The 21385-nt window shown below is 70.4% G+C and carries 18 protein-coding genes; 9 read left to right on the forward strand and 9 right to left on the reverse strand.

The features are described 5' to 3' along the window. The first annotated feature begins 321 nt into the window (after window positions 1-321). The 4 genes from ABZX37_RS20720 to ABZX37_RS20735 all read left to right on the forward strand — a co-directional run bounded on the left by ABZX37_RS20720 (window position 322) and on the right by ABZX37_RS20735 (window position 5935). The gene (locus tag ABZX37_RS20720; protein WP_354741782.1) at window positions 322-1890 is read left to right on the forward strand and encodes an alpha/beta hydrolase; all 1569 of its coding nucleotides are present in this window, start codon (window positions 322-324) and stop codon (window positions 1888-1890) included. Window positions 1891-2007: 117 nt separating this feature from the next. Further along, a complete protein-coding gene (locus ABZX37_RS20725) occupies window positions 2008-3156 on the forward strand; it encodes an EfeM/EfeO family lipoprotein (protein ID WP_354741741.1) in 1149 nt (382 codons plus the stop codon). Continuing rightward, on the forward strand, window positions 3153-4313 hold the full coding sequence (locus tag ABZX37_RS20730) for a Dyp-type peroxidase (protein WP_354741743.1): 1161 nt from the start codon (window positions 3153-3155) through the stop codon (window positions 4311-4313). Before ABZX37_RS20725 ends, ABZX37_RS20730 begins: the two co-directional genes overlap by 4 nt. 17 nt (window positions 4314-4330) lie before the next feature. After that, a complete protein-coding gene (locus ABZX37_RS20735) occupies window positions 4331-5935 on the forward strand; it encodes an alkaline phosphatase family protein (RefSeq protein WP_354741744.1) in 1605 nt (534 codons plus the stop codon). On the opposite strand, the gene ABZX37_RS20740 is transcribed toward ABZX37_RS20735, so the two are convergent. Together ABZX37_RS20740 and acnA are read right to left on the reverse strand one after the other, a co-directional pair. Continuing rightward, window positions 5932-6723 carry an alpha/beta hydrolase gene (locus ABZX37_RS20740; protein WP_354741746.1) on the reverse strand — a complete coding sequence of 264 codons (792 nt, stop codon included), beginning with the start codon at window positions 6721-6723 and terminating at the stop codon, window positions 5932-5934. The two genes, ABZX37_RS20735 and ABZX37_RS20740, sit on opposite strands and share 4 nt — an antisense overlap. Before the next feature lie 134 nt (window positions 6724-6857). Then, the gene (gene acnA / locus ABZX37_RS20745) at window positions 6858-9665 is read right to left on the reverse strand and encodes an aconitate hydratase AcnA (protein WP_354741748.1); all 2808 of its coding nucleotides are present in this window, start codon (window positions 9663-9665) and stop codon (window positions 6858-6860) included. Between the two features lie 379 nt (window positions 9666-10044). Here acnA and ABZX37_RS20750 point away from each other — a divergent pair, with 379 nt between their 5' ends. Beyond that, a complete protein-coding gene (locus ABZX37_RS20750; RefSeq protein WP_354741784.1) occupies window positions 10045-11433 on the forward strand; it encodes an NlpC/P60 family protein in 1389 nt (462 codons plus the stop codon). Here ABZX37_RS20750 and ABZX37_RS20755 read toward each other — a convergent pair. Next, a complete protein-coding gene (locus ABZX37_RS20755; RefSeq protein ID WP_354741750.1) occupies window positions 11423-12217 on the reverse strand; it encodes a GNAT family N-acetyltransferase in 795 nt (264 codons plus the stop codon). The two genes, ABZX37_RS20750 and ABZX37_RS20755, sit on opposite strands and share 11 nt — an antisense overlap. A 108-nt stretch (window positions 12218-12325) precedes the next feature. Here ABZX37_RS20755 and ABZX37_RS20760 point away from each other — a divergent pair, with 108 nt between their 5' ends. From ABZX37_RS20760 to ABZX37_RS20775, 4 genes are all read left to right on the forward strand, one after another. After that, on the forward strand, window positions 12326-12883 hold the full coding sequence (locus tag ABZX37_RS20760) for an NTP transferase domain-containing protein (RefSeq protein WP_354741752.1): 558 nt from the start codon (window positions 12326-12328) through the stop codon (window positions 12881-12883). A gap of 111 nt (window positions 12884-12994) precedes the next feature. Continuing rightward, on the forward strand, window positions 12995-14059 hold the full coding sequence (locus ABZX37_RS20765; protein ID WP_037806526.1) for a MoxR family ATPase: 1065 nt from the start codon (window positions 12995-12997) through the stop codon (window positions 14057-14059). Window positions 14060-14135: 76 nt separating this feature from the next. Then, a complete protein-coding gene (locus tag ABZX37_RS20770) occupies window positions 14136-15017 on the forward strand; it encodes a DUF58 domain-containing protein (protein ID WP_354741786.1) in 882 nt (293 codons plus the stop codon). Window positions 15018-15072: 55 nt separating this feature from the next. Beyond that, a complete protein-coding gene (locus ABZX37_RS20775; RefSeq protein ID WP_116206855.1) occupies window positions 15073-16053 on the forward strand; it encodes a VWA domain-containing protein in 981 nt (326 codons plus the stop codon). Window positions 16054-16100: 47 nt separating this feature from the next. On the opposite strand, the gene ABZX37_RS20780 is transcribed toward ABZX37_RS20775, so the two are convergent. From ABZX37_RS20780 to ABZX37_RS20805, 6 genes are read right to left on the reverse strand one after another with little or no spacing between them, the layout of a single operon-like run. Then, complete coding sequence (locus ABZX37_RS20780) at window positions 16101-16562, reverse strand: tRNA (cytidine(34)-2'-O)-methyltransferase (protein ID WP_354741755.1); 462 nt, start codon at window positions 16560-16562, stop codon at window positions 16101-16103. Beyond that, window positions 16562-16987 carry a thioesterase family protein gene (locus tag ABZX37_RS20785; RefSeq protein WP_344274064.1) on the reverse strand — a complete coding sequence of 142 codons (426 nt, stop codon included), beginning with the start codon at window positions 16985-16987 and terminating at the stop codon, window positions 16562-16564. Before ABZX37_RS20785 ends, ABZX37_RS20780 begins: the two co-directional genes overlap by 1 nt. 16 nt (window positions 16988-17003) lie before the next feature. After that, window positions 17004-17945, reverse strand: coding sequence for a TAXI family TRAP transporter solute-binding subunit (locus ABZX37_RS20790; RefSeq protein ID WP_354741757.1), 942 nt, complete (start codon window positions 17943-17945; stop codon window positions 17004-17006). Next, entirely contained in the window at window positions 17942-19330 is a 1389-nt protein-coding gene (locus ABZX37_RS20795; RefSeq protein WP_354741759.1) for a HAMP domain-containing sensor histidine kinase, read from the reverse strand. The genes ABZX37_RS20790 and ABZX37_RS20795 overlap by 4 nt, the downstream gene beginning before the upstream one ends. Before the next feature lie 3 nt (window positions 19331-19333). Further along, window positions 19334-19999 carry a response regulator transcription factor gene (locus tag ABZX37_RS20800; protein ID WP_354741761.1) on the reverse strand — a complete coding sequence of 222 codons (666 nt, stop codon included), beginning with the start codon at window positions 19997-19999 and terminating at the stop codon, window positions 19334-19336. Window positions 20000-20013: 14 nt separating this feature from the next. Continuing rightward, the gene (locus ABZX37_RS20805) at window positions 20014-21336 is read right to left on the reverse strand and encodes an MFS transporter (RefSeq protein ID WP_354741762.1); all 1323 of its coding nucleotides are present in this window, start codon (window positions 21334-21336) and stop codon (window positions 20014-20016) included. Between the last annotated feature and the right edge of the window lie 49 nt (window positions 21337-21385).

Below are 21385 nucleotides of genomic sequence, written 5' to 3' on the forward strand. Positions count from 1 at the left end.
CCCGGGGCACGTCGGCTGGACGCTTCCCGCTCGCGCGGCCTGTTCTCCAGCCGGGGCGCGGAGCCGCTCGGGCTCAGCTGTCGGTGTGCGGGCGCGGCCCGGTCCAGCCCGTCGTCGAGGACCGCCCCTGAGCGCGCGTTGTCGCTCGTCCGAACCCGCACATCCTCCTTTTGGCCGGTGCCCGGCTTGGCCGGATTATGCCAGTCTCGGTGACGCCCCGTAATCAGGCGGGTGCGCAAACAGGGGAGATTCCACGTGCGCGGATCGAGAAGAGCACGAACCGGAGCACTGGTCGCGGCGATCGCGACCGCGCTGACCGGGCTGGCGGGCACTGCCGTCGCGGCGCCAGCAGGCCCGGCGGCGCAGGCCCGACCGGCCAAACCCGCGGAGATCGCGCGCACCGCGCCGGTCAAGTGGGAGGACTGCACCAAAGAACAGCTGCGCGGCGTCCCGGAAGACCAAGTGAAGCTGTACAGCTGCTCGCTCTACCGCGTGCCGATCGACCACGACGACGCGTCGCTCGGCAGTATCGACATCGCGCTGATGAAGCGCGCCGCCAAGATTCCCGGGCAGCGGATCGGGTCGCTGTTCCTCAACCCGGGCGGCCCGGGCGGGTCCGGCCTGCGGATGCCGATCTCCGGCGACCGCACCTTCCGTCCGCAGGTGATGGACCGCTTCGACCTCGTCGGGTTCGACCCGCGCGGCGTCGGCGCCAGCAACCCGCTGCGCTGCTTCACCACGGCCGAGGACGCCCAGGACGTCCAGGGCGAGCTGCTGCCGGTTCCGTTGTCGCGCAAGGAAATCTCGAGCACCCTCGCCGGGTATCGCGACTACGGCCAGTTCTGCCGCCGCAACGCGGGTACGCTGCTGGACCACATGTCCACCCGCGACGTCGTGCGCGACCTCGACCAGCTGCGCGCCGCGGTCGGCGACCAGCAGCTGACCTACACCGGCTTCTCCTACGGCACCCTCGTCGGGTCCACCTACGCCGCGATGTTCCCGAAGCAGACGCGGGCGATCGTGATCGACGGGAACGTCGACCCGCAGCTGCGCACCAACGACGGCGTCACCTACGACCTGGCGCGGGCGCAGGGCTTCGAGATCGCGCTCGACGGCTTCCTCGAGCGCTGTGCTCAGGCCGGTGACAAGTGCGCGTTCAGCGCGGGCGACCCGCGGGCGAAGTTCGACGAGCTGCGCGAGCACGTGCGCACCGACCCGATCACGCTGCCCGGCGGCCAGAAAGTGGACCTGGGCACGCTGATCAGCGCGGCGTCGAGCGCGATGTATTCGCCGGACGCGTTCGGCGAGCTGGCCGAGGGCTTGCAGCAGGCGTACTCGGTGCTGCACCCGTCGCTGCAGGCCCAGTCCGCACGGAAGGGCACTCTGTCCGCGGGCCGCGGCGGTCTGCTCGACCTCGCCCCGGACAGCCCGTACACCGGCAACGACTCGTACTTCGCGGTGAACTGCGCGGACAAGCCGATGCGGATCAAGCAGGAGCAGGTGCCGGGCATCGCGGGCAAGGCGGACCGGGAATCGCCGACGTTCGGCCGCTACCAGGTGTTCTCCGACATCGCCGCCTGCCCGGTCTGGCCGGCCGCGAAGACGTCCGACCCGTACCGCGGGCCGTGGCGCGCGAACACCGCGACGCCGGTCCTGGTGGTCAGCAACCTCTACGACCCGGCCACGCGGTACCGGTTCGGCCAGCGGATGGCCGAGGAGCTGGGCAACTCCCGGCTGCTGTCGGTCGATTCGTTCGGCCACTGCATCCTCGGCCGCGCGCGGGGTGTCGACGACGCGACCGCCGCTTACCTGATCGACCTGAAGGTTCCCGCCGACGGCCAGGTGTTCCAGCCGGACCGGCAGCCCTTCACGACGCCCGCGAACGGCTGATCGGTTGATCTATCGGTGGATCTTGCGCCGGAACCGGGCATAACGGCACAACCCTCTTGTCAGCGGTCGGCGGATCGGTGAAAGTGTCCGCCAGAAGTTCACCTGAGGGGAGTTGACGTGCGGCGCTGGGCGGGTGGGTTCGGCGCGGCCAGGTGGACGGCGGTCCTCGTCGGGACCGCGGTGCTCTCCGGCTGCTCCGGCTCGCCCGCCCAGCCCGGTCCGGTCGCGGTTTCGCGCTCGGCCTGCGGCGACGGCTGGACCGCGCCGCCGGCCGGGCCGCAGACTCTCCAGGTCCGCAACGACGCCGCTGTCACGATGGAAATCGACCTCGTCGACCCGGCCACCGGCACGGTCTTCGGGGAGCTGGAAGGCGTCGGCCCGGGCACGACGCGCGCGCTGCCGGTGAACTTCGCCAACGGCGCGTACGCCCTGCGCTGCGCACCCGAGGACGGCACGCCGTTCGTCGGCCCGACGGTCCAGGTCACCGGCGGCGCGGCCCGTCCGGGACCGGCGGTGCTCCCGGTGACCAACGCCGATCTGCTCGGGCCGCTCAAGCAGTACCACGGGTACGTCGCCGACGGCCTCGGCACGCTCACCGGCCAGACCGCCGCGCTGGCGCAAGCCGTCCGGTCGGGGAATCGCGGTGCGGCGCGACAAGCCTGGCTCACCGCGCACCTGACCTATGAACGGCTCGGCGCCGCCTACAACGCCTTCGGCGATTCGGACGGGGCGATCAACGGCACCACCGCCGGGCTGCCCGGCGGAGCCGCCGATCCGGGCTTCACCGGGTTCCACCGGCTCGAGAACGGCTTGTGGCACAACGAAGCGATGCCCGCGTTGAGCCCGGTCGCCGATCATCTCGACCAAGCGGTCCAGAAGCTGCGCACGTCGTTCGCCGACGCCCAGATCGACCAGAACGACCTCGGCCTGCGCGCGCACGAGATCATGGAGAACACCCTCCAGTTCGAGCTGACCGGCCGCACCGACTACGGCAGCGGCTCGAACCTCGCGACCGCGGGCGCGAACCTCACCGGCACCCGCGCGGTCCTCGACGTGCTGCGTCCGCTCCTGACCACCCGGTTCCCCGGCCTGAAGGACCTCGACGCCTGGATCGCCCGCACCGATCGCGATCTGCGGGCCGTCGCTGGCAAACCGCTGTCCGCCCTGGACCGGAAGCAGCGGCAGCGGATCGACGCCGACGTCTCCGAGCTGACCGAACGCCTGGCCCCGGTCGCGGCGATCGCCGAGCCGAGGAGGACCTCGTGACCCTGGGGCGGCGCGCGTTCCTGCGCGGAGCGGCCGCCGCTGGAGCGGGCGCGGGCCTGGTCGGCCTGTCCGGAAGCGCGACGGCGGCCGGGGGAGCGGTGCCGTTCCACGGTCCCCGGCAGACGGCCGTGCTGGCGGAACCCGCGAGACATTCGATCGTCGCCGCGTTCGACGTCGTCGCCGAGAACCGCACCGAACTCACCGCGCTGCTCAAGGAACTCACCGACCGCGCGCGGTTCCTCACCAGCGGCGGCGCGCCCGCGTCGGTCGGGATCACCGGACCGCCGGCGGATTCCGGCGTCCTCGGCCCGGAAGTCCCGAAAGGACAGTTGTCGGTGCTCGTCGGCGCCGGTGCGTCGCTGTTCGACGACCGGTACGGGCTGGCCGCGCGCAAACCGCCGAAGCTCAAGCAGATGCCGATGTTCCCCGACGACGCGCTCGATCCGCAGTGGTGCCACGGAGATCTGAGCCTCGTGCTCAACGCCGCCGAACCGGACACCGTGCTGCACGCGTTGCGCGACATCGCCCGCGCGACTCGCGGCGGCATGCAGCTGCGCTGGAAGATCGACGGGTTCAGCTCGCCGCCGCGTCCGGCCGGGACGCCGCGCAACCTGCTCGGCTTCAAGGACGGCACCGCCAATCCCGCACCGTCCGAAGCGGACAGTCTGGTGTGGACGGACGACGGCGGCAGCTACCAGGTCGTCCGGCTGATCCGCATGCTGGTCGAATTCTGGGACCGGGTGTCGCTGTCGGAGCAGGAGAACATGATCGGCCGCCGCCGCGACACCGGCGCGCCGCTCGACGGCGCGGCCGAGCAGGACGCGCCGCGCTACGCCGAGGACCCGATCGGCACCGTCATCCCGCTGACCAGCCACATCCGGCTCGCGAACCCGCGCACCCCGCAGACCGACGGGCAGCGGATCCTGCGCCGCGCGGTCAACTACGACCGCGGCGTGGACTCCAACGGCAACCTTGACATGGGCCTCGTTTTCACCTGTTACCAGCGCGATCTCGAGCAGCAGTTCGAGGCCGTGCAGAAGCGGCTCGCCGGGGAGCCGCTCACCGACTACGTCTCGCCGTTCGGGGGCGGGTATTTCCACCTGTTCCCGGGCGTGACGGATCCGGCCGACCACTACGGCCGGGCAGTGCTGGGCTGAGCGGAAGGAGTTCTGCAGTGAAGCGGACCAGGAAGCGGGCCACCGCGGCGGCCGCGCTGGCGGCGACCGCGGCGCTGGCCGCGGCGTGCGCGAGCAGCGCGGCGTCGACCTCGGCGCCGGCGCACGCGATCGCCGCCGAGACGTTCACGACGTCGACGCCGATCAAGAACGTCGTGGTGATCTTCGGCGAGAACATCTCCTTCGACCACTATTTCGGCACGTATCCGAACGCCACCAACGAAAACGGCACCCCGTTCCACGCCGCGCCCGGCACGCCGAAGGTCAACGGCCTCACGCCGGACCTGCTGCAGCGAAACCCGAACGCCTACAACCCGAAGCGCCTCAGTCCGGACCAGGCGCTCACCTGCGACCAGGCGCACGACTACAAGAAGGAACAGGCCGCGTTCAACGGCGGCAAGATGGACAAGTTCGTCGAGTACACCGAGAAGGACAAGTGCACCGGGCAGCCGGTGCTGTTCGGCGAGCCTGGCCTGGTGATGAACTACTTCGACGGCAACACCGTCACCGCGATGTGGAACTACGCCCAGCACTACGCGCTGAACGACAACTCCTTCAACACCGTCTTCGGCCCGTCCAGCCCCGGCGCGATCAACCTCGTCTCCGGCCAGACGCACGGCCTGCAGCCGGTCGATTCGGTCACCGGCGAGCCGAAGGTCGACCCGCACACCGCGGCCTCGCCGGATTCGCACGGCGTCGGCACCATGATCACCGACCCCGACCCGGCGTTCGACGACTGCTCGGACAAGAACCACACCGCGAAGGACAACCTCGGCGCGTTCCAGGGCCGCAACGTCGGCGACCTGCTGAACGCGCGCGGCGTCACCTGGGGCTGGTTCGAGGGCGGCTTCCGGCCCACCGGCGAGGCGAACGGATACGCCGTCTGCGGGACGAAACACCCGAACGTGGGCGGCCAGGCGTCCGTCGACTACAGCCCGCACCACGAACCGTTCCAGTACTACCAGTCGACCGCGAACCGCAAGCACCTTCCGCCGTCCTCGCTGCACGCAGTGGGCCAGCACGATCAGGCGAACCACCAGTACGACGTCCGCGACTTCAACGACGCACTCGCCGCGGGCACCATGCCCGCCGTGAGCTTCCTGAAGGCCCCGGAGTACCAGGACGGGCACGCGGGCTACTCGGATCCGTTGGACGAACAGGCTTTCGTGGCCGACGAGATCAACCGGATCCAGGCGTCGCCGCAGTGGAAGAACACCGCGATCGTGCTGGCGTACGACGATTCGGACGGCTGGTACGACCACGTCGCGCCCAAGATCCTCAACGGCTCGCACGATTCGGCCCAGGACGCGTCGGTGTGCACGTCGAAGCCGGTGAAGCTGGGCGGCTTCGCGGATCGGTGCGGCTACGGCCCGCGGCTGCCGCTGCTGGTGATTTCGCCGTACAGCAAGGTGAATCACGTCGACCACACGATGACGGACCAGACGTCGGTGCTGCGGTTCATCGAGGACAACTGGCACCTGGGCCGCATCGGCGGCGGCTCGTTCGACGCGATGGCGGCGCCGTTGACGGGGATGTTCGACTTCTCGCATCCGAAGGCGAAACCGCTGAAGCTGGACCCGAAAACGGGCGCGGTGGCGGGCTAGCCGCGCAGGAATTCGTCGAGCAGATCGCCGAACCGGTCCGGTTGTTCGAGGTTGACCGGGTGCCCGGCACCCGGCACGCGGACCCAGCGCGTGCCGGGTGCTTCGCGGTCGAGCAGTTCGGCGGTCCGCACGATGTCGGAGGAGTCGAGTTCTCCGGTGAGCACGAGCGTGCGGGCGCGGATCTCGGCCACCCGGTCGACCGCGCGGAGTTCCTCGGCGGGCACCGGCGCGGAGTGCTCGCGCGCGATGTTCTCCCACACCATCGAGCGGCACGCCTCCCGTACCGCCGGATCGACCTCGTCCGCGCTCCGGTGCGGGCCGTCGACCCACGACCGGAGCAGGCATTCGACCACCTGCTCGCGGCTGGTCGCCGAGGCCATCTCCCGCTCGAGGCCGAGGATGTAGGGATCGCGGAACTCCATCCCGCTGAGCCCGGGGGAGGCGAGGACCAGCGCGCCGACGCGGTCCGGATGCGCGAGCGCGAAGTCCGCGAACACCCGGCTGCCGAACGAACAGCCGACCAGCACCGCCTGGTCGATGTCGAGGGCGTCGAGCAGCTTTCGGGTGTCTTCGTGGTGGGAGAACGCGGTTTGCGGAAGCCGGGCCGAACCGCCGTGCCCGCGCCCGTCGTACCGGATCACGCGATACCGGTCGGCGAACCGCGCGAACTGCGGGTCCCACATCGCGCGGGTCATCGCGCCCGCGTGCAGGAACACCACCGGGCGGCCGGAACCCCGTTCCTCGTAAGCGAGTTCGCCGTCGCCGAGCGCCACCGTGCCGACCGTCATCGTCGCCCCTCCGAAAGTCCCGCCTTCGAGCGTAGCGGCCGGGGCTGACCGCACCGGACTGTTTTCCGGACCCCTGAAACGCCGGAAGCCCGCCCCCGGGAAACGGGAACGGGCTTCCGGAACGGATCAGGCCGTCAGGACTGCGTCATCTTCCGCAGCACGTACTGCAGGATGCCGCCGTTGCGGTAGTAGTCCGCCTCGCCCGGGGTGTCGATGCGGACGACCGCGTCGAACTCGACCTTCGAGCCGTCCTCCTTGGTGGCCGTCACGTGGACCGTCCGCGGCGTCTCGCCGTCGTTCAGCTTCGTGATGCCCTCGATGTCGAACGTCTCGGTGCCGTCCAGCTTCAGCGACGACGCCGACTCGCCCGCCGGGAACTGCAGCGGGATGACGCCCATGCCGATCAGGTTGGAGCGGTGGATGCGCTCGAACGACTCGGTGATGACCGCGCGCACGCCCAGCAGGCTGGTGCCCTTCGCCGCCCAGTCGCGCGAGGAACCGGAGCCGTACTCCTTGCCGCCCAGCACGACCAGCGGGGTGCCCGCCGCCGCGTAGTTCTGGGCCGCGTCGTAGATGAACGCCTGCGGGGCCCCCTCGACGGTGAAGTCGCGGGTGTAGCCGCCCTGCACGTCGTCCAGCAGCTGGTTGCGCAGCCGGATGTTCGCGAAGGTGCCGCGGATCATGACCTCGTGGTTGCCGCGGCGCGAGCCGTAGGAGTTGAAGTCCTTGCGCTCGATGCCGTGCTCGACCAGGTACTGCGCGGCCGGGGTGCCCGCCTTGATGGCGCCGGCGGGGGAGATGTGGTCGGTGGTGACCGAGTCGCCCAGCTTCGCCAGCACGCGGGCGCCCGAGATGTCCCGCACCGGAGCCGGTTCGGCGGCCATGCCGTCGAAGTACGGGGGCTTCCGGACGTAGGTGGACTCGGCGTCCCACTCGAAGGTCTTGCCCTCCGGGGTGGGCAGCGACTTCCAGCGCTCGCCGCCGTCGAAGACGTCGGCGTAGTCCTTGGTGAACATCTCCTGCGTGATCGCGTAGTCGATGGTCTCCTGGATCTCCTGCGCGGACGGCCAGATGTCCTTCAGGAACACGTCGTTGCCGTCAGTGTCCTGGCCCAGCGGCTGCGTCGCGAAGTCGAAGTCCATCGTCCCGGCCAGCGCGTAGGCGATGACCAGCGGCGGGGACGCCAGGTAGTTCATCTTGACGTCCGGGTTGATCCGGCCCTCGAAGTTCCGGTTGCCCGAGAGCACCGAGACCGCGGTGAGGTCGTTCTCCTGGATCGCGGCGGAGATCTCGTCCGACAGCGGGCCCGAGTTGCCGATGCAGGTGGTGCAGCCGTAGCCGACCAGGTGGTAGCCCAGCTTCTCCAGGTAGGGCCAGAGGTTGGCCTTGGTGTAGTAGTCGGTGACGACCTGCGAGCCCGGCGCCATCGACGTCTTGACCCACGGCTTGACCGACAGGCCCTTGTCGACCGCGTTGCGCGCGAGCAGCGCCGCGCCCAGCATGACCGACGGGTTGGAGGTGTTGGTGCACGAGGTGATCGAGGCGATCACCACGGCGCCGTGGTCGAGGATGAAGTCGCCGCGGTCGGCGGTCGACACCTTGACCGGTTTGGTCGGGCGCCCGGTGGCCCCGTTCGCCGCGGACTGCACCGGCACGGCGGTCTCGTCCTTGAACGACAGCGCGGCCGGGTCGGAGGCCGGGAAGGTCTCCTCGACGGTCTCGTCGACGTTGGTGTGCGGGGTGGGCTGCTCGTCCTCGGCGTAGTCGTGCACCGACTTGCGGAAGGAGGACTTGGCGTCGGTCAGCTCGATGCGGTCCTGCGGGCGCTTCGGGCCGGCGATCGACGGGACGACCGTCGACAGGTCCAGCTCGAGGTACTCCGAGTACTGCGCCTCGTGCGCCGGGTCGTGCCAGAGGCCCTGCTCCTTGGCGTACGCCTCGACCAGCGCGACCTGCTCGGCCGAGCGGCCGGTGAGCTTGAGGTAGCGGACGGTCTCGTCGTCGATCGGGAAGATCGCCGCGGTGGAGCCGAACTCCGGGCTCATGTTGCCGATGGTGGCGCGGTTGGCCAGCGGCACCTGGGCGACGCTCTCGCCGTAGAACTCGACGAACTTGCCGACCACGCCGTGGCGGCGCAGCATCTCGGTGATCGTGAGCACGACGTCGGTCGCGGTGACGCCCGCCGGGATCTCGCCGGTCAGCTTGAAGCCGACGACGCGCGGGATCAGCATCGACACCGGCTGGCCCAGCATGGCCGCCTCGGCCTCGATGCCGCCGACGCCCCAGCCCAGCACGCCGAGGCCGTTGACCATGGTGGTGTGCGAGTCGGTGCCGACGCAGGAGTCGGGGTACGCCTGGCCGCCCCGGGCCATGACCGTGCGGGCCAGGTGCTCGATGTTGACCTGGTGCACGATGCCGGTGCCCGGCGGGACGACCTTGAACTCGTCGAAGGCGCCCTGGCCCCAGCGCAGGAACTGGTAGCGCTCGCGGTTGCGCTCGTACTCGATCTCCACGTTGCGCTCGAAGGCGTCCGCGCGGCCGAACACGTCGATGATCACCGAGTGGTCGATGACCATCTCGGCGGGGGCGAGCGGGTTGACCTTGTCCGGGTCGCCGCCGAGGGCGGTCACGGCCTCGCGCATGGTGGCCAGGTCGACCACGCAGGGCACGCCGGTGAAGTCCTGCATGATCACCCGGGCGGGCGTGAACTGGATCTCGATCGACGGGTCCGCGTTCGGATCCCAGCCGCCGAGCGCGCGGATGTGGTCGGCGGTGATGTTCGCGCCGTCCTCGGTGCGCAGCAGGTTCTCGAGGAGGATCTTCAGGCTGTAGGGCAGCCGGGCGGCGCCTTCGACCTTGTCCAGGCGGAAGATCTCGTACGAGTTCTCTTCCACCTGCAAGGTGTCCTTGGCGCCGAAGCTGTCCTTGCTAGGTGCAGTCACGTCTAACTCCAGTGGCATGGATTCCACGCCGCCGCCGGCGTGTCCTCCCGGGTCAGTTCGGTGTCGTTTCCGGGTCGTCGGGTCGACCCAGGCGAGTCTTGCGCACCCCCACCGTAAGACCGGAACCGGGAGGGCACACCTCGTCCGTCGTTCCAAACAGTACGCGTGTCCTGTATTTCGTTCAAGACGACACGCGGAGTGACCTACGCCATGCGGACACGCTCCTCCGGCAGGTCCCCCGAACAGGGGAAATGATCTCCGCGGTGTGTAAGTTCTCCCTGTTGCTTGTGATAGTGGTGTGACTGCAGTGGTACGCGGTGTGTCCGTGCTTGTCCGAAACGGCGCGCGGGCGGCCGGCGAGCGGAGGTGGCGGGGCGTGATGGCCAGGCGGGGACGGTCCGGGACGGCGGGTGCGCCGATGCACGGCGCCGGAGCCCGGCGCGGCCTGACGATTGCGGCGGTCACCCTGGTCGCGCTGCTCGGCGCGACGAGCACGGGGCTCGCGGTGCCCCCTCCGCCGCCGAACCCGAGCGATTCGTCGATCACCGACGCCAAGGGCGACGCCAACGCTAAAGCGGGCGAGGTCGGGCGGCTTACCAACCAGCTCGCCCAGGCCGAGCAGAGGCTGAGCTCGCTGCAGGACGACGTCGAGCTGAAGCAGGAACAGGCCATGAAGGCCCTGGTCGACCTGCAGACCGCGCAGGACGAGGCCACCCAGGCGCAGAACGACGCGAAGTCCGCGCGCCAGGAGGCGGACGCTGCGGTCGGCGCGATCGAGAAGGCCCGCGCGGACGCGAAGAAGTTCGCCGCCGCGAGCTTCGAGCAGGGCAGCACGATCGGGTCGGTCTCGGCGTACCTCACCTCGGACAGCCCGAAGGACCTGCTCGCCCGCGCCCAGCTGCTCAACGCCATCGGCGGCTCGCGGCTCAACGCGATGGACCGGCTCCAGCAGGCCCAGACCGAGAAGGCCAACAAGGACTCCGCCGCGCGCAAGGCGCTGGAGCTCGCGCAGCAGAAGCAGGACGCGGCCACCCGGGCGAAGGGCACCGCGGACTCCGCGCAGTCCGCCGCCGTGTCCGCGCAGCAGGCCCAGGCCGCGCAGAACACGCAGCTGGAAGCCAACAAGAACTCCGTCGAGCAGCAGCTCTACGCCGCCCAGGCGAAGGTCAACGGCCTGCAGGGGCAGCGCCAGCGCTACCAGGACTGGGTCGCGCAGAAACAGCGCGAGGACGAGGAGCGCGCGCGGCAGGCGGCGCTGCGGGCGGCCGCGGCGAACAACAACAACAATGACGACGGCGGCGACGACAACGGCGGCGGAAGCCACAGCCGTCCGTCCCCGGCGGCGGGAAGTTCGATCGAAGCCGTGATCGCGCGGGCGTTGTCCAAGGTGGGCATGCCGTACGCGTGGGGCGGCGGCAACGGCAGCGGCCCGACCCGCGGCATCCGCGACGGCGGCGTGGCCGACCGGTACGGCGACTACCGCAAGATCGGCTTCGACTGCTCCGGCCTGATGATCTACGCCTTCGCCGGCGTGCAGGGCCTGCCGCACTTCAGCGGCTACCAGTACACCTCGGGCCGCCGGGTGCCGCTGTCCCAGATGCGCCGCGGCGACATGCTCTTCTGGGGCGGCTCGGGCGGCATCCACCACGTCGCCCTGTACCTGGGCAACGGGCAGATGGTCGAGGCCCCGCAATCGGGTTCGTACGTGCGCGTGGTTTCGGTCCGGTACGGCGGGATCATGCCGTACGCGACGCGTCTTATCGGCTGAGCGGGCTCCATACGTATGGCGTCGTTTCGGTGACCGCGGTGAAGCCCAGCCGTTCGAGGATCGGGCGGCTCGTAGGCAGCGCATCGACCTGCAGGTAGTCCACTCCGCGAGCCCGCGCCGCGCCGACGCGGTGCGCCACGAGCGCTCGGTAGAGACCCCGGCCGCGCCATTCGGGCAGGGTCGCGCCGCCCCACAGTCCGGCGAATCCGGTGCCGGGCACCAGTTCCAGCCGGGACGCGGCCACGAACCGGCCGTCCGCTTCGGCGACGACGTGCGTGGTGGTCCCGGAATCGGCACGGGCGCGGGCGAGCAGATCCGCGGCGACTGCGGCCTCTTCGTGGCCGAACACCGTCGCCGAGAGAGTCGCGATGAGCAGCAGGTCGTCGTCGCCGTCGGCTTCGCGCACGACGATGTCGGCGGACGGCGGAGCCGAGGCGGCGACCGCGTCCAGCGGCGCGATGAGGACGGTTTCGGTTTCCTCCGGCGTGAAACCGGCGGCCAGCAAGCGTTCGGGAAGCTCCGCGGGACGGTCGTGGCTGCGGGTTTTCCATTCGAACTCCTCGCCGCGAGCGGCGAAAAACGCACGCTGGCGGGCGATCAGCTCGTCGAGCGCGGCGCCGGTCACGCCGAGGTCGGGCGGGCCGGAGACGAAACCGCGGCGGCCCCCGGTGAGTCGGGCGAGCGGACCGTCGAGAGTCAGCTGCTGTCCGGGTTCGGCCTGCGTCAGCTCGGCTTGGCGGACTTCGCGGTCGTAAGCGGCGAGCAGCCGCGCAGCGTCGGGCACGTCGGCAACCTAACCCGCCCGACCCCGGAGCGCGCGGGGTTTTCGCGGCTGAGAGCCGAGCACCCACCCCCGCCGCTCCCGCTTTCCGGCGGCGGGCACCCTGGGGCCATGACTGAACGCCCCCGGTTCGCGGGGATCGTGCTCGCCGGCGGGTCCGCGCGCCGGCTGTCCGGAGTGGACAAGCCGGAGCTGCGGGTCGGCGGGATGTCCTTGCTGGGCAGGGCGGTCGAGGCGCTGGCCGGGGCGGATCCGGTCGTGGTGTGCGGGCCGAGGCGGCCGGGATACGACGCGGTCGTCTGGACCCGTGAAGCCGTTCCTGGCGCGGGTCCGGTCGCCGCGCTCGCTGCGGGGCTAGAGGCAGTAGGCGACGCCGAGATCGTCGTGCTGCTAGCCGCTGATCTCCCGGGCATCCGCCGCTCCACAGTGGACCGGCTGAGGTCCACTGTGGGCACAGCAGACGGCGCCGTCCTCGTTGATGCAGCAGGGGAGCGGCAATGGCTGGTAAGCGCCTGGCACACCGAGGCGTTGCGCGAGGCGATGCCCGAACACCCGGAGAACGCGTCGCTTCGCCGGACGCTCGGCGGATTGCGGATCGCCGAGGCGGCCGCCGAACCCGGCGAGAGCGACGACATCGACACGCCGGAGGACCTGGAAAAGCACCGCTGACAGGGGCTTCACAGCTGTCACACCGGCGATGCGATTGGCTACCGTCGCGGGAAGTTCTCGACCCAGTAGGGTCGCGGGCGAGCACGCAGACGTGAAACCCCTGGAGGAAGAGTGACCGAGCCCGGCTTCGCCGAGGGAGCGAACGGGCAGCAGCCCGGCACCCCGGCGCGGGACGCCCAGCTGCTGGAACGCACCGTGTTCGAGGTGAAGCGCGTCATCGTCGGACAGGACCGGCTGGTGGAGCGCATGCTCGTCGGGCTGCTGGCGAAGGGGCACCTGCTGCTCGAAGGCGTGCCCGGGGTCGCGAAGACGCTCGCGGTCGAGACGTTCGCGCGCGTCGTGGGCGGTTCGTTCTCCCGCGTGCAGTTCACCCCCGACCTGGTGCCCGCCGACATCCTCGGCACGCGCATCTACCGCCAGGGCGCCGAGCGCTTCGACGTCGAACTCGGCCCGGTCGTCGCGAACTTCGTGCTCGCCGACGAGATCAACCGCGCCCCGGCGAAGGTGCAGTCGGCGATGCTGGAGGTGATGGCCGAGCGGCACGTGTCGATCGGCGGCAAGACCTTCCCGATGCCCGACCCGTTCCTCGTGCTGGCCACGCAGAACCCGATCGAGAACGAGGGCGTCTACCCGCTGCCGGAGGCCCAGCGCGACCGGTTCCTGTTCAAGATCCTCGTCGAGTACCCCTCCGCCGAGGAGGAGCGCGAGATCATCTACCGGATGGGCGTCACGCCGCCGGAGCCGCACGAGGTGCTGAGCCCGGCCGAGCTGGTCCGGTTGCAGGGCGTCGCGTCGCAGGTGTTCGTGCACCACGCGCTGGTCGACTACGTCGTGCGGCTGGTGCTCACCACGCGCACCCCGAACGACCACGGGCTTTCCGACGTCGCGGGCTGGGTGTCCTACGGCGCCTCGCCGCGCGCGAGCCTCGGCATCATCGCCGCGGCGCGGGCGCTGGCGCTCGTGCGCGGCCGGGACTACGTGCTCCCGCAGGACGTCGTCGACGTCGTGCCGGACGTGCTGCGCCACCGGCTCGTGCTGTCCTACGACGCGCTGGCCGACGGGGTGCCGGTGGACCACATCGTCACCCGCGTGCTGCAGACCGTGCCGCTGCCGCAGGTTTCGGCCCGGCCGCAGGGCGGCGCCGGCCCGGTGCCGGCGGGCGCGCCCGTCAGGTAGCGGCGTGGCTGGCACCTCTGAGAAAGACCCGGGCGGACGTCCCGGCTGGGCGCCGCCGGTCCTGCGCGGCGACCGGATGGAAGCGGGACTGCGCACCCTCGAACTCGAAGTGCGCCGCCGCCTCGACGGCTTGCTCCAGGGCAACCACCTCGGCCTCGTGCCGGGCCCGGGTTCGGAGCCCGGCGAGGCGCGGCCGTACCAGCCCGGCGACGACGTGCGCCGGATGGACTGGGCGGTCACCGCGCGCACGACGACGCCGCACATCCGCGAGACGGTGGCGGACCGCGAGCTGGAGACGTGGGTCGTCGCGGACATGTCCGCGAGCCTCGACTTCGGCACCGCGCTGTGCGAGAAGCGGGATCTGGTGGTCTGCGCGACCGCTGCCGTCGCACACCTGACCGGCGGCGGCGGAAACCGGATCGGCGCGCTCGTGTCCAACGGCGAAGGCACCACCCGCCTTCCGGCGCGCGGCGGGCTTCCGCACGCCCGCGGCCTGGTCCGGCGGCTGGCCGAAACGCCTCGTGCCGCCGAGGGCGTCCGCGGTGATTTCGCTGGTGCGCTGGAACAATTGCGCCGTCCGCCGCGTCGGCGTGGCCTGGCGGTCGCGATCTCCGACTTCCTTGGCCCGCTCGACTGGGAGCGCCCGTTGCGCGCACTCGGTGGAAGGCACGAGCTGATCGCCATCGAGATCGTCGACCCGCGCGACGTGGACCTGCCGGAGGTCGGCACCGTCGTGCTGGCCGACCCGGAGACCGGACGGCAGCGCGAAGTGCACGCTTCGGCGTTGCTGCGCAAGGAATTCGGCGCGGCGGCGAACGCGCACCGGCAGACGGTCGCGGCCGGTTTGCGCCGGGCCGGGGCCGCGCATCTGGTGCTGCGCACCGATTCCGACTGGATCGCGGACATGGTGCGATTCGTGGTCGCCCGCAAGCGTCGCTGGTCCGGGGGTGTCGCATGAGCGCCATCGCCATTCACGCGGCCGCCGCCCGGGCAACCAGTAAGGAGGCGACGGCATGAGCCTCGCCGGTTTCAGCTCGCCGTGGTGGTTCCTGCTGCTGCTCGCGGTCGCCGCGGTGGCGGGCGCGTACGTGCTGTCGCAGCGGCAGCGCCGCCGCCGGGTGATGCGGTTCGCGAATCTCGAGCTGCTGGAGAAAGTCGCGCCCAAGGCGCAGGGCTGGATCCGGCACGTGCCCGCGGTGCTGATCGTGCTGTCGCTGCTGTTCCTGACGGTCTCGCTGGCCGGTCCGACGGCCGAGCAGAAAGTGCCGCGCAACCGGGCGACAGTCATGCTGGTGATCGACGTTTCGCTGTCGATGGAAGCCACCGACGTCGCTCCGACACGGCTGAAGGCGGCGCAGGACGCGGCGAAGCAGTTCGCGCAGAACATGACGCCGGGCGTCAACCTGGGCCTGATCTCGTTCGCCGGAACCGCGACCGTGCTCGTCAATCCGACGACGGATCGGGCGGGCGTGTCGAAGGCGATCGACAACTTGAAGCTCGCCCAGTCCACCGCCACCGGCGAGGGCATTTACGCGGCGATGCAGTCGATCCAGAGCTTCTCCGCCGTGGTCGGCGGCGCGGACGGCCCGCCGCCCGCGCGCATCGTGCTGATGAGCGACGGCAAGCAGACGGTGCCGGAAGACCTGTACGCCCCGCGCGGCGCGTACACCGCGGCGCAGGCGGCGAAACAGGCGCAAATGCCGATCTCGTCGATCTCGTTCGGCACCGAGCACGGTTCGGTGGACATCGAGGGCAAGCAGCAGGACGTCCGCGTGGACGACGAATCGCTGCGCGAGATCGCCCGGCTGTCCGGCGGCGAGTTCTACAAGGCGGCGAGCGCGGACGAGCTGAAACGCGTGTACGCCGACCTGGGCGAGCAGATCGGGTACGAGCTGAAGAACGCCGACGCGAGCAAGCCGTGGGTGGTGCTGGGGACGATCATCCTGATGGCCGGAGCCGCCACCGCGCTGGTGTTCGGCCAGAGACTGCCGTAAGTCCGTGAAGGACTCCTTGGGGGAATCAGATTCCCCCAAGGAGTCCTTCACGGCGCTGCGAAGCCGTTCTGCCGCCAGCCCTCGTAGACGGCGATGGCGGCTGTGTTGGCCAGGTTCAGCGACCGGTTGTTCGGCAGCATCGGCAACCGGAGCCGATCAGTGACCTCCGGCGCGTGCTGGACCTCGTCCGGCAACCCGGCGGACTCCGGCCCGAACATCAGCACATCCCCAGCCGCGTAAGACACATCCGTGTACAGCCGGGTCGCCGTGGCGCTGAACGCATACACCTTCGACGGCAGCAAAGCCTCCCACGCGGCAGCCAGATCCGCATGCACGTGGACCCGCGCGAGGTCGTGGTAATCGAGTCCGGCGCGGCGAAGCTGCTTGTCCTCCAAGGTGAATCCCAACGGCTCCACCAGATGCAGCTCGCACCCGGTGTTCGCGGCGAGCCGGATCGCGTTGCCGGTGTTGGGCGGGATTTCGGGGCTGTAGAAGAGCACTCGGAACATCACGCCGCCTCGGGGAGGTATTGCGCGTAGGCCCCGCGCACCTCCGGCGGCGGTTCGGCCTTGCGGTAGTTCTCGGTGTCGACGAACACGTACCGCAGCCGGATCTCGGTCGTCACCGTGTCGCCGCGGCGGACTTCCAGCTCGAACTGCATCGACGTGGTGCCCAGATGCACGAGATACACCGCGACGACCAGCTCGTCGTCGAACCGGCACGGCGCGAAGTACCGCAGGTTCGACTCGGCGACCACCACGTCGACCCCGGTGGCGAGCAGCGCGTCGTGGGAGCCGAAGAGCGCTCTCTCGACCTCGAACGCCGCCATGTCCGCGTAGGCCAGGTAGTGCGCGTTGAAGACGATGCCCTGCGCATCGCATTCGTGGTAGCGCACGCGGAGGGGCATTTCGGCGAGAGGTCGGCGTTCGGTCACCCGACCAATCTAGCGATCACCCGTGCAGCGTGCGGTAGGTGTCGGCGGCACCGCGGTGTAGGGGGACAGGCTGGGTCCCGATGAGTGTCCGCACGTCGAGGAACTGCGTCCCGACGGCCTGCGCTGGCACAAGCTCGGCGGCGCGCTCTACAAGCACCCGCACAACCGCCGCAGCCACGTCGAAGGGCAGCGCAGGAGAACAGACCAGCAGGTTCGCGACGCCGATCGTGGGCAGCGAGCCAACCCCGCGATACGCCCCGGCAGGCACTTGCACCTGCTCGTACAGCGGCCCGTACGCCTTGCGTAGCTGGGGGAGCACCGACGTCAGCGGGAGCAGCGCGAGCGGCGTGGTGCGGTTGAGGTCGGCGAGCGCGGGCGTTGGGATCCCGCCGGACCACAGGAACGCGTCGATCCGGCGGTCGTGCAGCGCGGCGACCGCGTCGTTCAGCGGCAGGTGCTGCGCCTCGACCGGGACACCGTTCGCGGCGAAGACCCGTTCGCCCAGCTGCGCAGCACCAGAGCGGCTCGCGCCGACCGAGATCGGGCGTCCGGCGAGCGCGCGCAGGTCGGTGATGTGGTCCTCCGCGCGGACGACGAGCTGCAGATAGTTCTCGTAGACGCGGCCGAGCGCTTGCAGCGGAACAGGTTTGCCGAACGGCGCGCCGCCGGAGATGGCGGATTGGGCGATGTCGGCGAGCACCAGCCCGAAATCCGCGGTGCCGTCGCGGACCCGTTCGACGTTCTCGACGCTCGCCTCGGTGCGCAGCGCACTGCAGTGCAGCCGCGGTTCGGCGCGCGACAGTTCGGCGGCCAGCACCTCGGCGAAGGCCAGGTAGAAACCGCCGGGTTCGCCGGACGCGATGGTGATCTGCCGGTCCGGGCCGCGGTAAGTGTCGTCGCACGCGGCGAGTGCGAGGGCGAGGCCGCCAAGGAGCGCGGCGCGGCGTGTGACGGTCATGGCGTCACCTCGGCGGGCAGCGTGATCCGGACCTGCAGGCCGTGCGGTTCGACCGCGCGCAGTTCCAGAACCCCGCCCCGGGCACGGGTTTGCTCCCGGGCGATCGCGAGTCCGAGGCCGGTTCCGCGCGGCGCGCCGTCGCCGCCGGCACGCCAGAACCGTTCGGTGGCGCGGGCGAGGTCTTCCGGCGGGAGGCCGGGACCGTCGTCGGTGACGATCAGCGTGACAGTGTCCGAAGTGGACTCCCAAGCGGCGGTGATGGTCGCTCCCTGACCGGCGTGGTGGACGGCGTTGTCCAGCAATACGTCGAGAATCTGCGCGAGTTCGCTCTCCGGCGTGTGCACCATCAGCGGCTCTGTGTGGCCCGCGCATGGCACGAGGGTCGCGCCCGCTTCGTCGGCGGACAACCGCCACGCGTCGACCCGTTCCGCCACGACCGAGGCCAGGTCAGCGGGCTCGTCGTCGGCGCGCGCGGCCAGCCGGGTCGCGGTGCTTTCCGCGGTGGCGAGGGCGAGCAGGCCGTCGAGGATCCGTTCCAGCCGTTCGACTTCCGCGACCGTGGCGTCGTAAGCCGGGCGGTTTTCGACCTCGGTGCCGAGCAGGTCGAGCCGAAGCCGCAAGGCGGCCATCGGGTTGCGCAGCTGGTGCGACGTGTCCGCGACGAGCCGCTGCTGCTGGTTCGCCGACTCGACGACCGCGTCGGACATCCGGTTCACCGACGCCGCGAGCGACCGCAGTTCGCGCGGCCCGGACCGTTCCGGCACCTGCGCCCGGCGTCCGCCCGCCACCGCCAGCACGCCGGTTTCCAGCTCCACCAGCGGCCGCACCATCCACCGCGACAGCAGGACCGCCAGCAACACGAACAGCGCCGCGACCACCATCGCCCCGGCCGCGATGGCGCTCCACGCGGCTCCGACATCCGCCGCCGCGGCGGTTACCGAAGCCCGCAGCAAGACCACACCGGACACCCGCGTCCCGGTGCCGACCGGGCGGGCGAAGAGCACCGGAGCGTCCGACCACGGCCGGATCCGCTCGACCGGTGCCTCGGGCTCATTCCGCAGCGTCGCCTCGATGATCGACCGCGCGGCGGGATCGCTGCTGGTCAGACCACCGGTTTCGACGAGCGGCCGCCGCTGCGCGTCGACGATCAGCACGCCTTCGCTGTATAACGACGAATACACTCGCGCGTCGGCGTTCAACGCGGTCGCGTCGCCGGAATCGACGGCCTGTTGCGCGAGCACAACGAAGCGGTCGACGTCGCTGCTGCGCGAAATCACCAGCTGCTGCGTCCGCTGATCGGCTGTCGCGGAGAGCAGCGGCACCGCGAAGGCCGCCACGACGGCGAGCGCGAGCGTGACGAGAACAGCCAACAGGCGAGTGCGCACCGATCAGCTCCGGCCGAGCCGGTAGCCGAAGCCGCGGATCGTGGTGAGCAGGCCGGGCCGGTCGAGCTTCGCGCGCAGCTGCGTCATGTGGACGTCGAGCGAGCGTGAAACAGCGAGGTACGCGTCGCCCCACACCTCGTCCATCAGCTGCTGCCGGCTCACCGCGGTGCCGGGCCGCGTGGCGAGCACCGCGAGTACGGCGAATTCCTTAGTGGTCAGCCCGATGTCCCGGCCGTCGACCACGACCCGGCGCGCGCCGAGGTCGATCTCTACGTCCTCGATGTGCACGACCGGGTCTTTCGGGGCCGGGGAGGAGTTGCTCGCCCGCCGCGCCACGGCGTCCATCCGGGCCAGCAATTCGGCCATCCGTACCGGTTTCGCCAGGTAATCGTCCGCGCCGAAGCGCAGCGCGCGGACGACGGAACGCTCGTCGGCGCGCGCGGTCAGCACGATCACCGGCACCGGCGAAACCTGGCGGATCTTGCGGAGCACGTCGAGCCCGTCGAGATCCGGCAGGCCGAGATCGAGCAGCAGCAGGTCCGCGTCCCGGTGCCGGGTGAGGGCGTCCGAGCCGCGGCCGACCGCGGTGACGGGGTGGCCGTGCGCGTGCAGCGTTTCGGCGAGTGCCCGGGCGACCCCGGTGTCGTCCTCGACGAGCAGCACGCGCACGGCCGTCCTCCTGATCAGTCCTCGCCGCGCTCGAGAGCGGACGAACGCGAAGTTTCCCGCATTGTCGCGTACACGACGAGCGACACGAGGACGCAGCCCGCGACGTACCAGAAGAAGAGCGACTCGTGACCTGCCTTCTTCAGCGCCTGGGCGATCAGCTCGGCGGTCCCGCCGAAGATCGCGACAGTGAGCGCGTACGGGAGGCCGACGCCGATCGCGCGGATCCGCGTCGGGAACAGCTCGGCCTTCACGATCGCGTTGATCGAGGTGTAGCCGGTCACGATCACCAGCGCGCCGAGCAGCAGCAGGAACGCGAGGAACGGCTGGCTGGTGCGCGCCATCAGCGTCATGATCGGCACGGTGAGCAGGGTGCCCGCGATGCCGAAGAACATCAGCAGCTTCCGGCGGCCGATCTTGTCCGACAGCTTCCCGGCGAGCGGCTGCAGGATCGCGAAGACCAGCAGCGCGAGGAACATGATCACGGTGACCGTGCGCCGCGGGATGTGCGCGGTGTTCTCCAGGAACTTCTGCGTGTAGGTGGCGTAGGTGTAGAACGCGACCGTGCCGCCGAGCGTCAGGCCGACGACGAGCAGGATCTCCCGCGGGTACTTCACGAGCTGGCGCAGCGTGCCGCGCTCGCCCTTGCCGGTCTCCGCGTTTTCGGTGACCCGCTGGTAGCTCTCCGACTCGTCCATCGACCGCCGCAGCGCCATCACGATCACTGCGGCGAGCGCGCCGACCACGAACGCGATCCGCCAGCCCCAGTCGCCCATCTGCTTGTCGGTGAGCACACTCTGCAGGATCAGCTGCAGACCGAGCGCGAGCAGCTGCCCGCCGACGAGGGTCACGTACTGGAAGCTGGAGTAGAACCCGCGCTTGCCGGGAGTGGCCACTTCGGACATATACGTCGCCGAGGTGGAGTACTCGCCGCCGACCGAAAGCCCTTGCAGCAGCCGGGAGAACACCAGCAGGATCGGGGCCGCGATGCCGATCGTCGAGTACGCCGGGGTCACCGCGATGAGCAGCGAACCGCAGGCCATCATCGAAACCGAGAGTACGAGGGCGGACCGGCGCCCGTAGCGGTCGGCGAACCGGCCGAGCAGCCAGCCCCCGAGCGGGCGCATGAGGAATCCGACGGCGAACACCGCCGCGGTGTTGAGGAACTGCGCCGTGGCATCGCCGCCGGGGAAGAACGCCTTCGCGAAGTAGACGGTGAACGCCGAATAGGCGTACCAGTCGTACCACTCGACGAGGTTTCCGATCGAGCCGCGCAGCACGTTGCCGACCACGCGCCGCTCGTCCCGCGCCGAGCCGGCGTCCTGGATCCGGGTAGTCATCCTTGACCTCCTGTGTCGCGACTCACGGTGACCAACCGGGGAGTAACCA

This window comes from Amycolatopsis sp. NPDC004079, assembly GCF_040610415.1.
GTDB lineage: Bacteria > Actinomycetota > Actinomycetes > Mycobacteriales > Pseudonocardiaceae > Amycolatopsis > Amycolatopsis halotolerans.

Excerpts from the sequence above, each read along its gene's own strand:
- ABZX37_RS20740 (WP_354741746.1), bottom strand. The coding sequence starts at position 6,723 with ATGACGGTCGGCACGGTGGCGCTCGGCGACGGCGAACTCGCTTACGAG.
- ABZX37_RS20750 (WP_354741784.1), top strand. The coding sequence starts at position 10,045 with ATGGCCAGGCGGGGACGGTCCGGGACGGCGGGTGCGCCGATGCACGGC.
- ABZX37_RS20760 (WP_354741752.1), top strand. The coding sequence starts at position 12,326 with ATGACTGAACGCCCCCGGTTCGCGGGGATCGTGCTCGCCGGCGGGTCC.
- ABZX37_RS20770 (WP_354741786.1), top strand. The coding sequence starts at position 14,136 with ATGGAAGCGGGACTGCGCACCCTCGAACTCGAAGTGCGCCGCCGCCTC.
- ABZX37_RS20775 (WP_116206855.1), top strand. The coding sequence starts at position 15,073 with ATGAGCCTCGCCGGTTTCAGCTCGCCGTGGTGGTTCCTGCTGCTGCTC.
- ABZX37_RS20780 (WP_354741755.1), bottom strand. The coding sequence starts at position 16,562 with ATGTTCCGAGTGCTCTTCTACAGCCCCGAAATCCCGCCCAACACCGGC.
- ABZX37_RS20790 (WP_354741757.1), bottom strand. The coding sequence starts at position 17,945 with ATGACCGTCACACGCCGCGCCGCGCTCCTTGGCGGCCTCGCCCTCGCA.
- ABZX37_RS20805 (WP_354741762.1), bottom strand. The coding sequence starts at position 21,336 with ATGACTACCCGGATCCAGGACGCCGGCTCGGCGCGGGACGAGCGGCGC.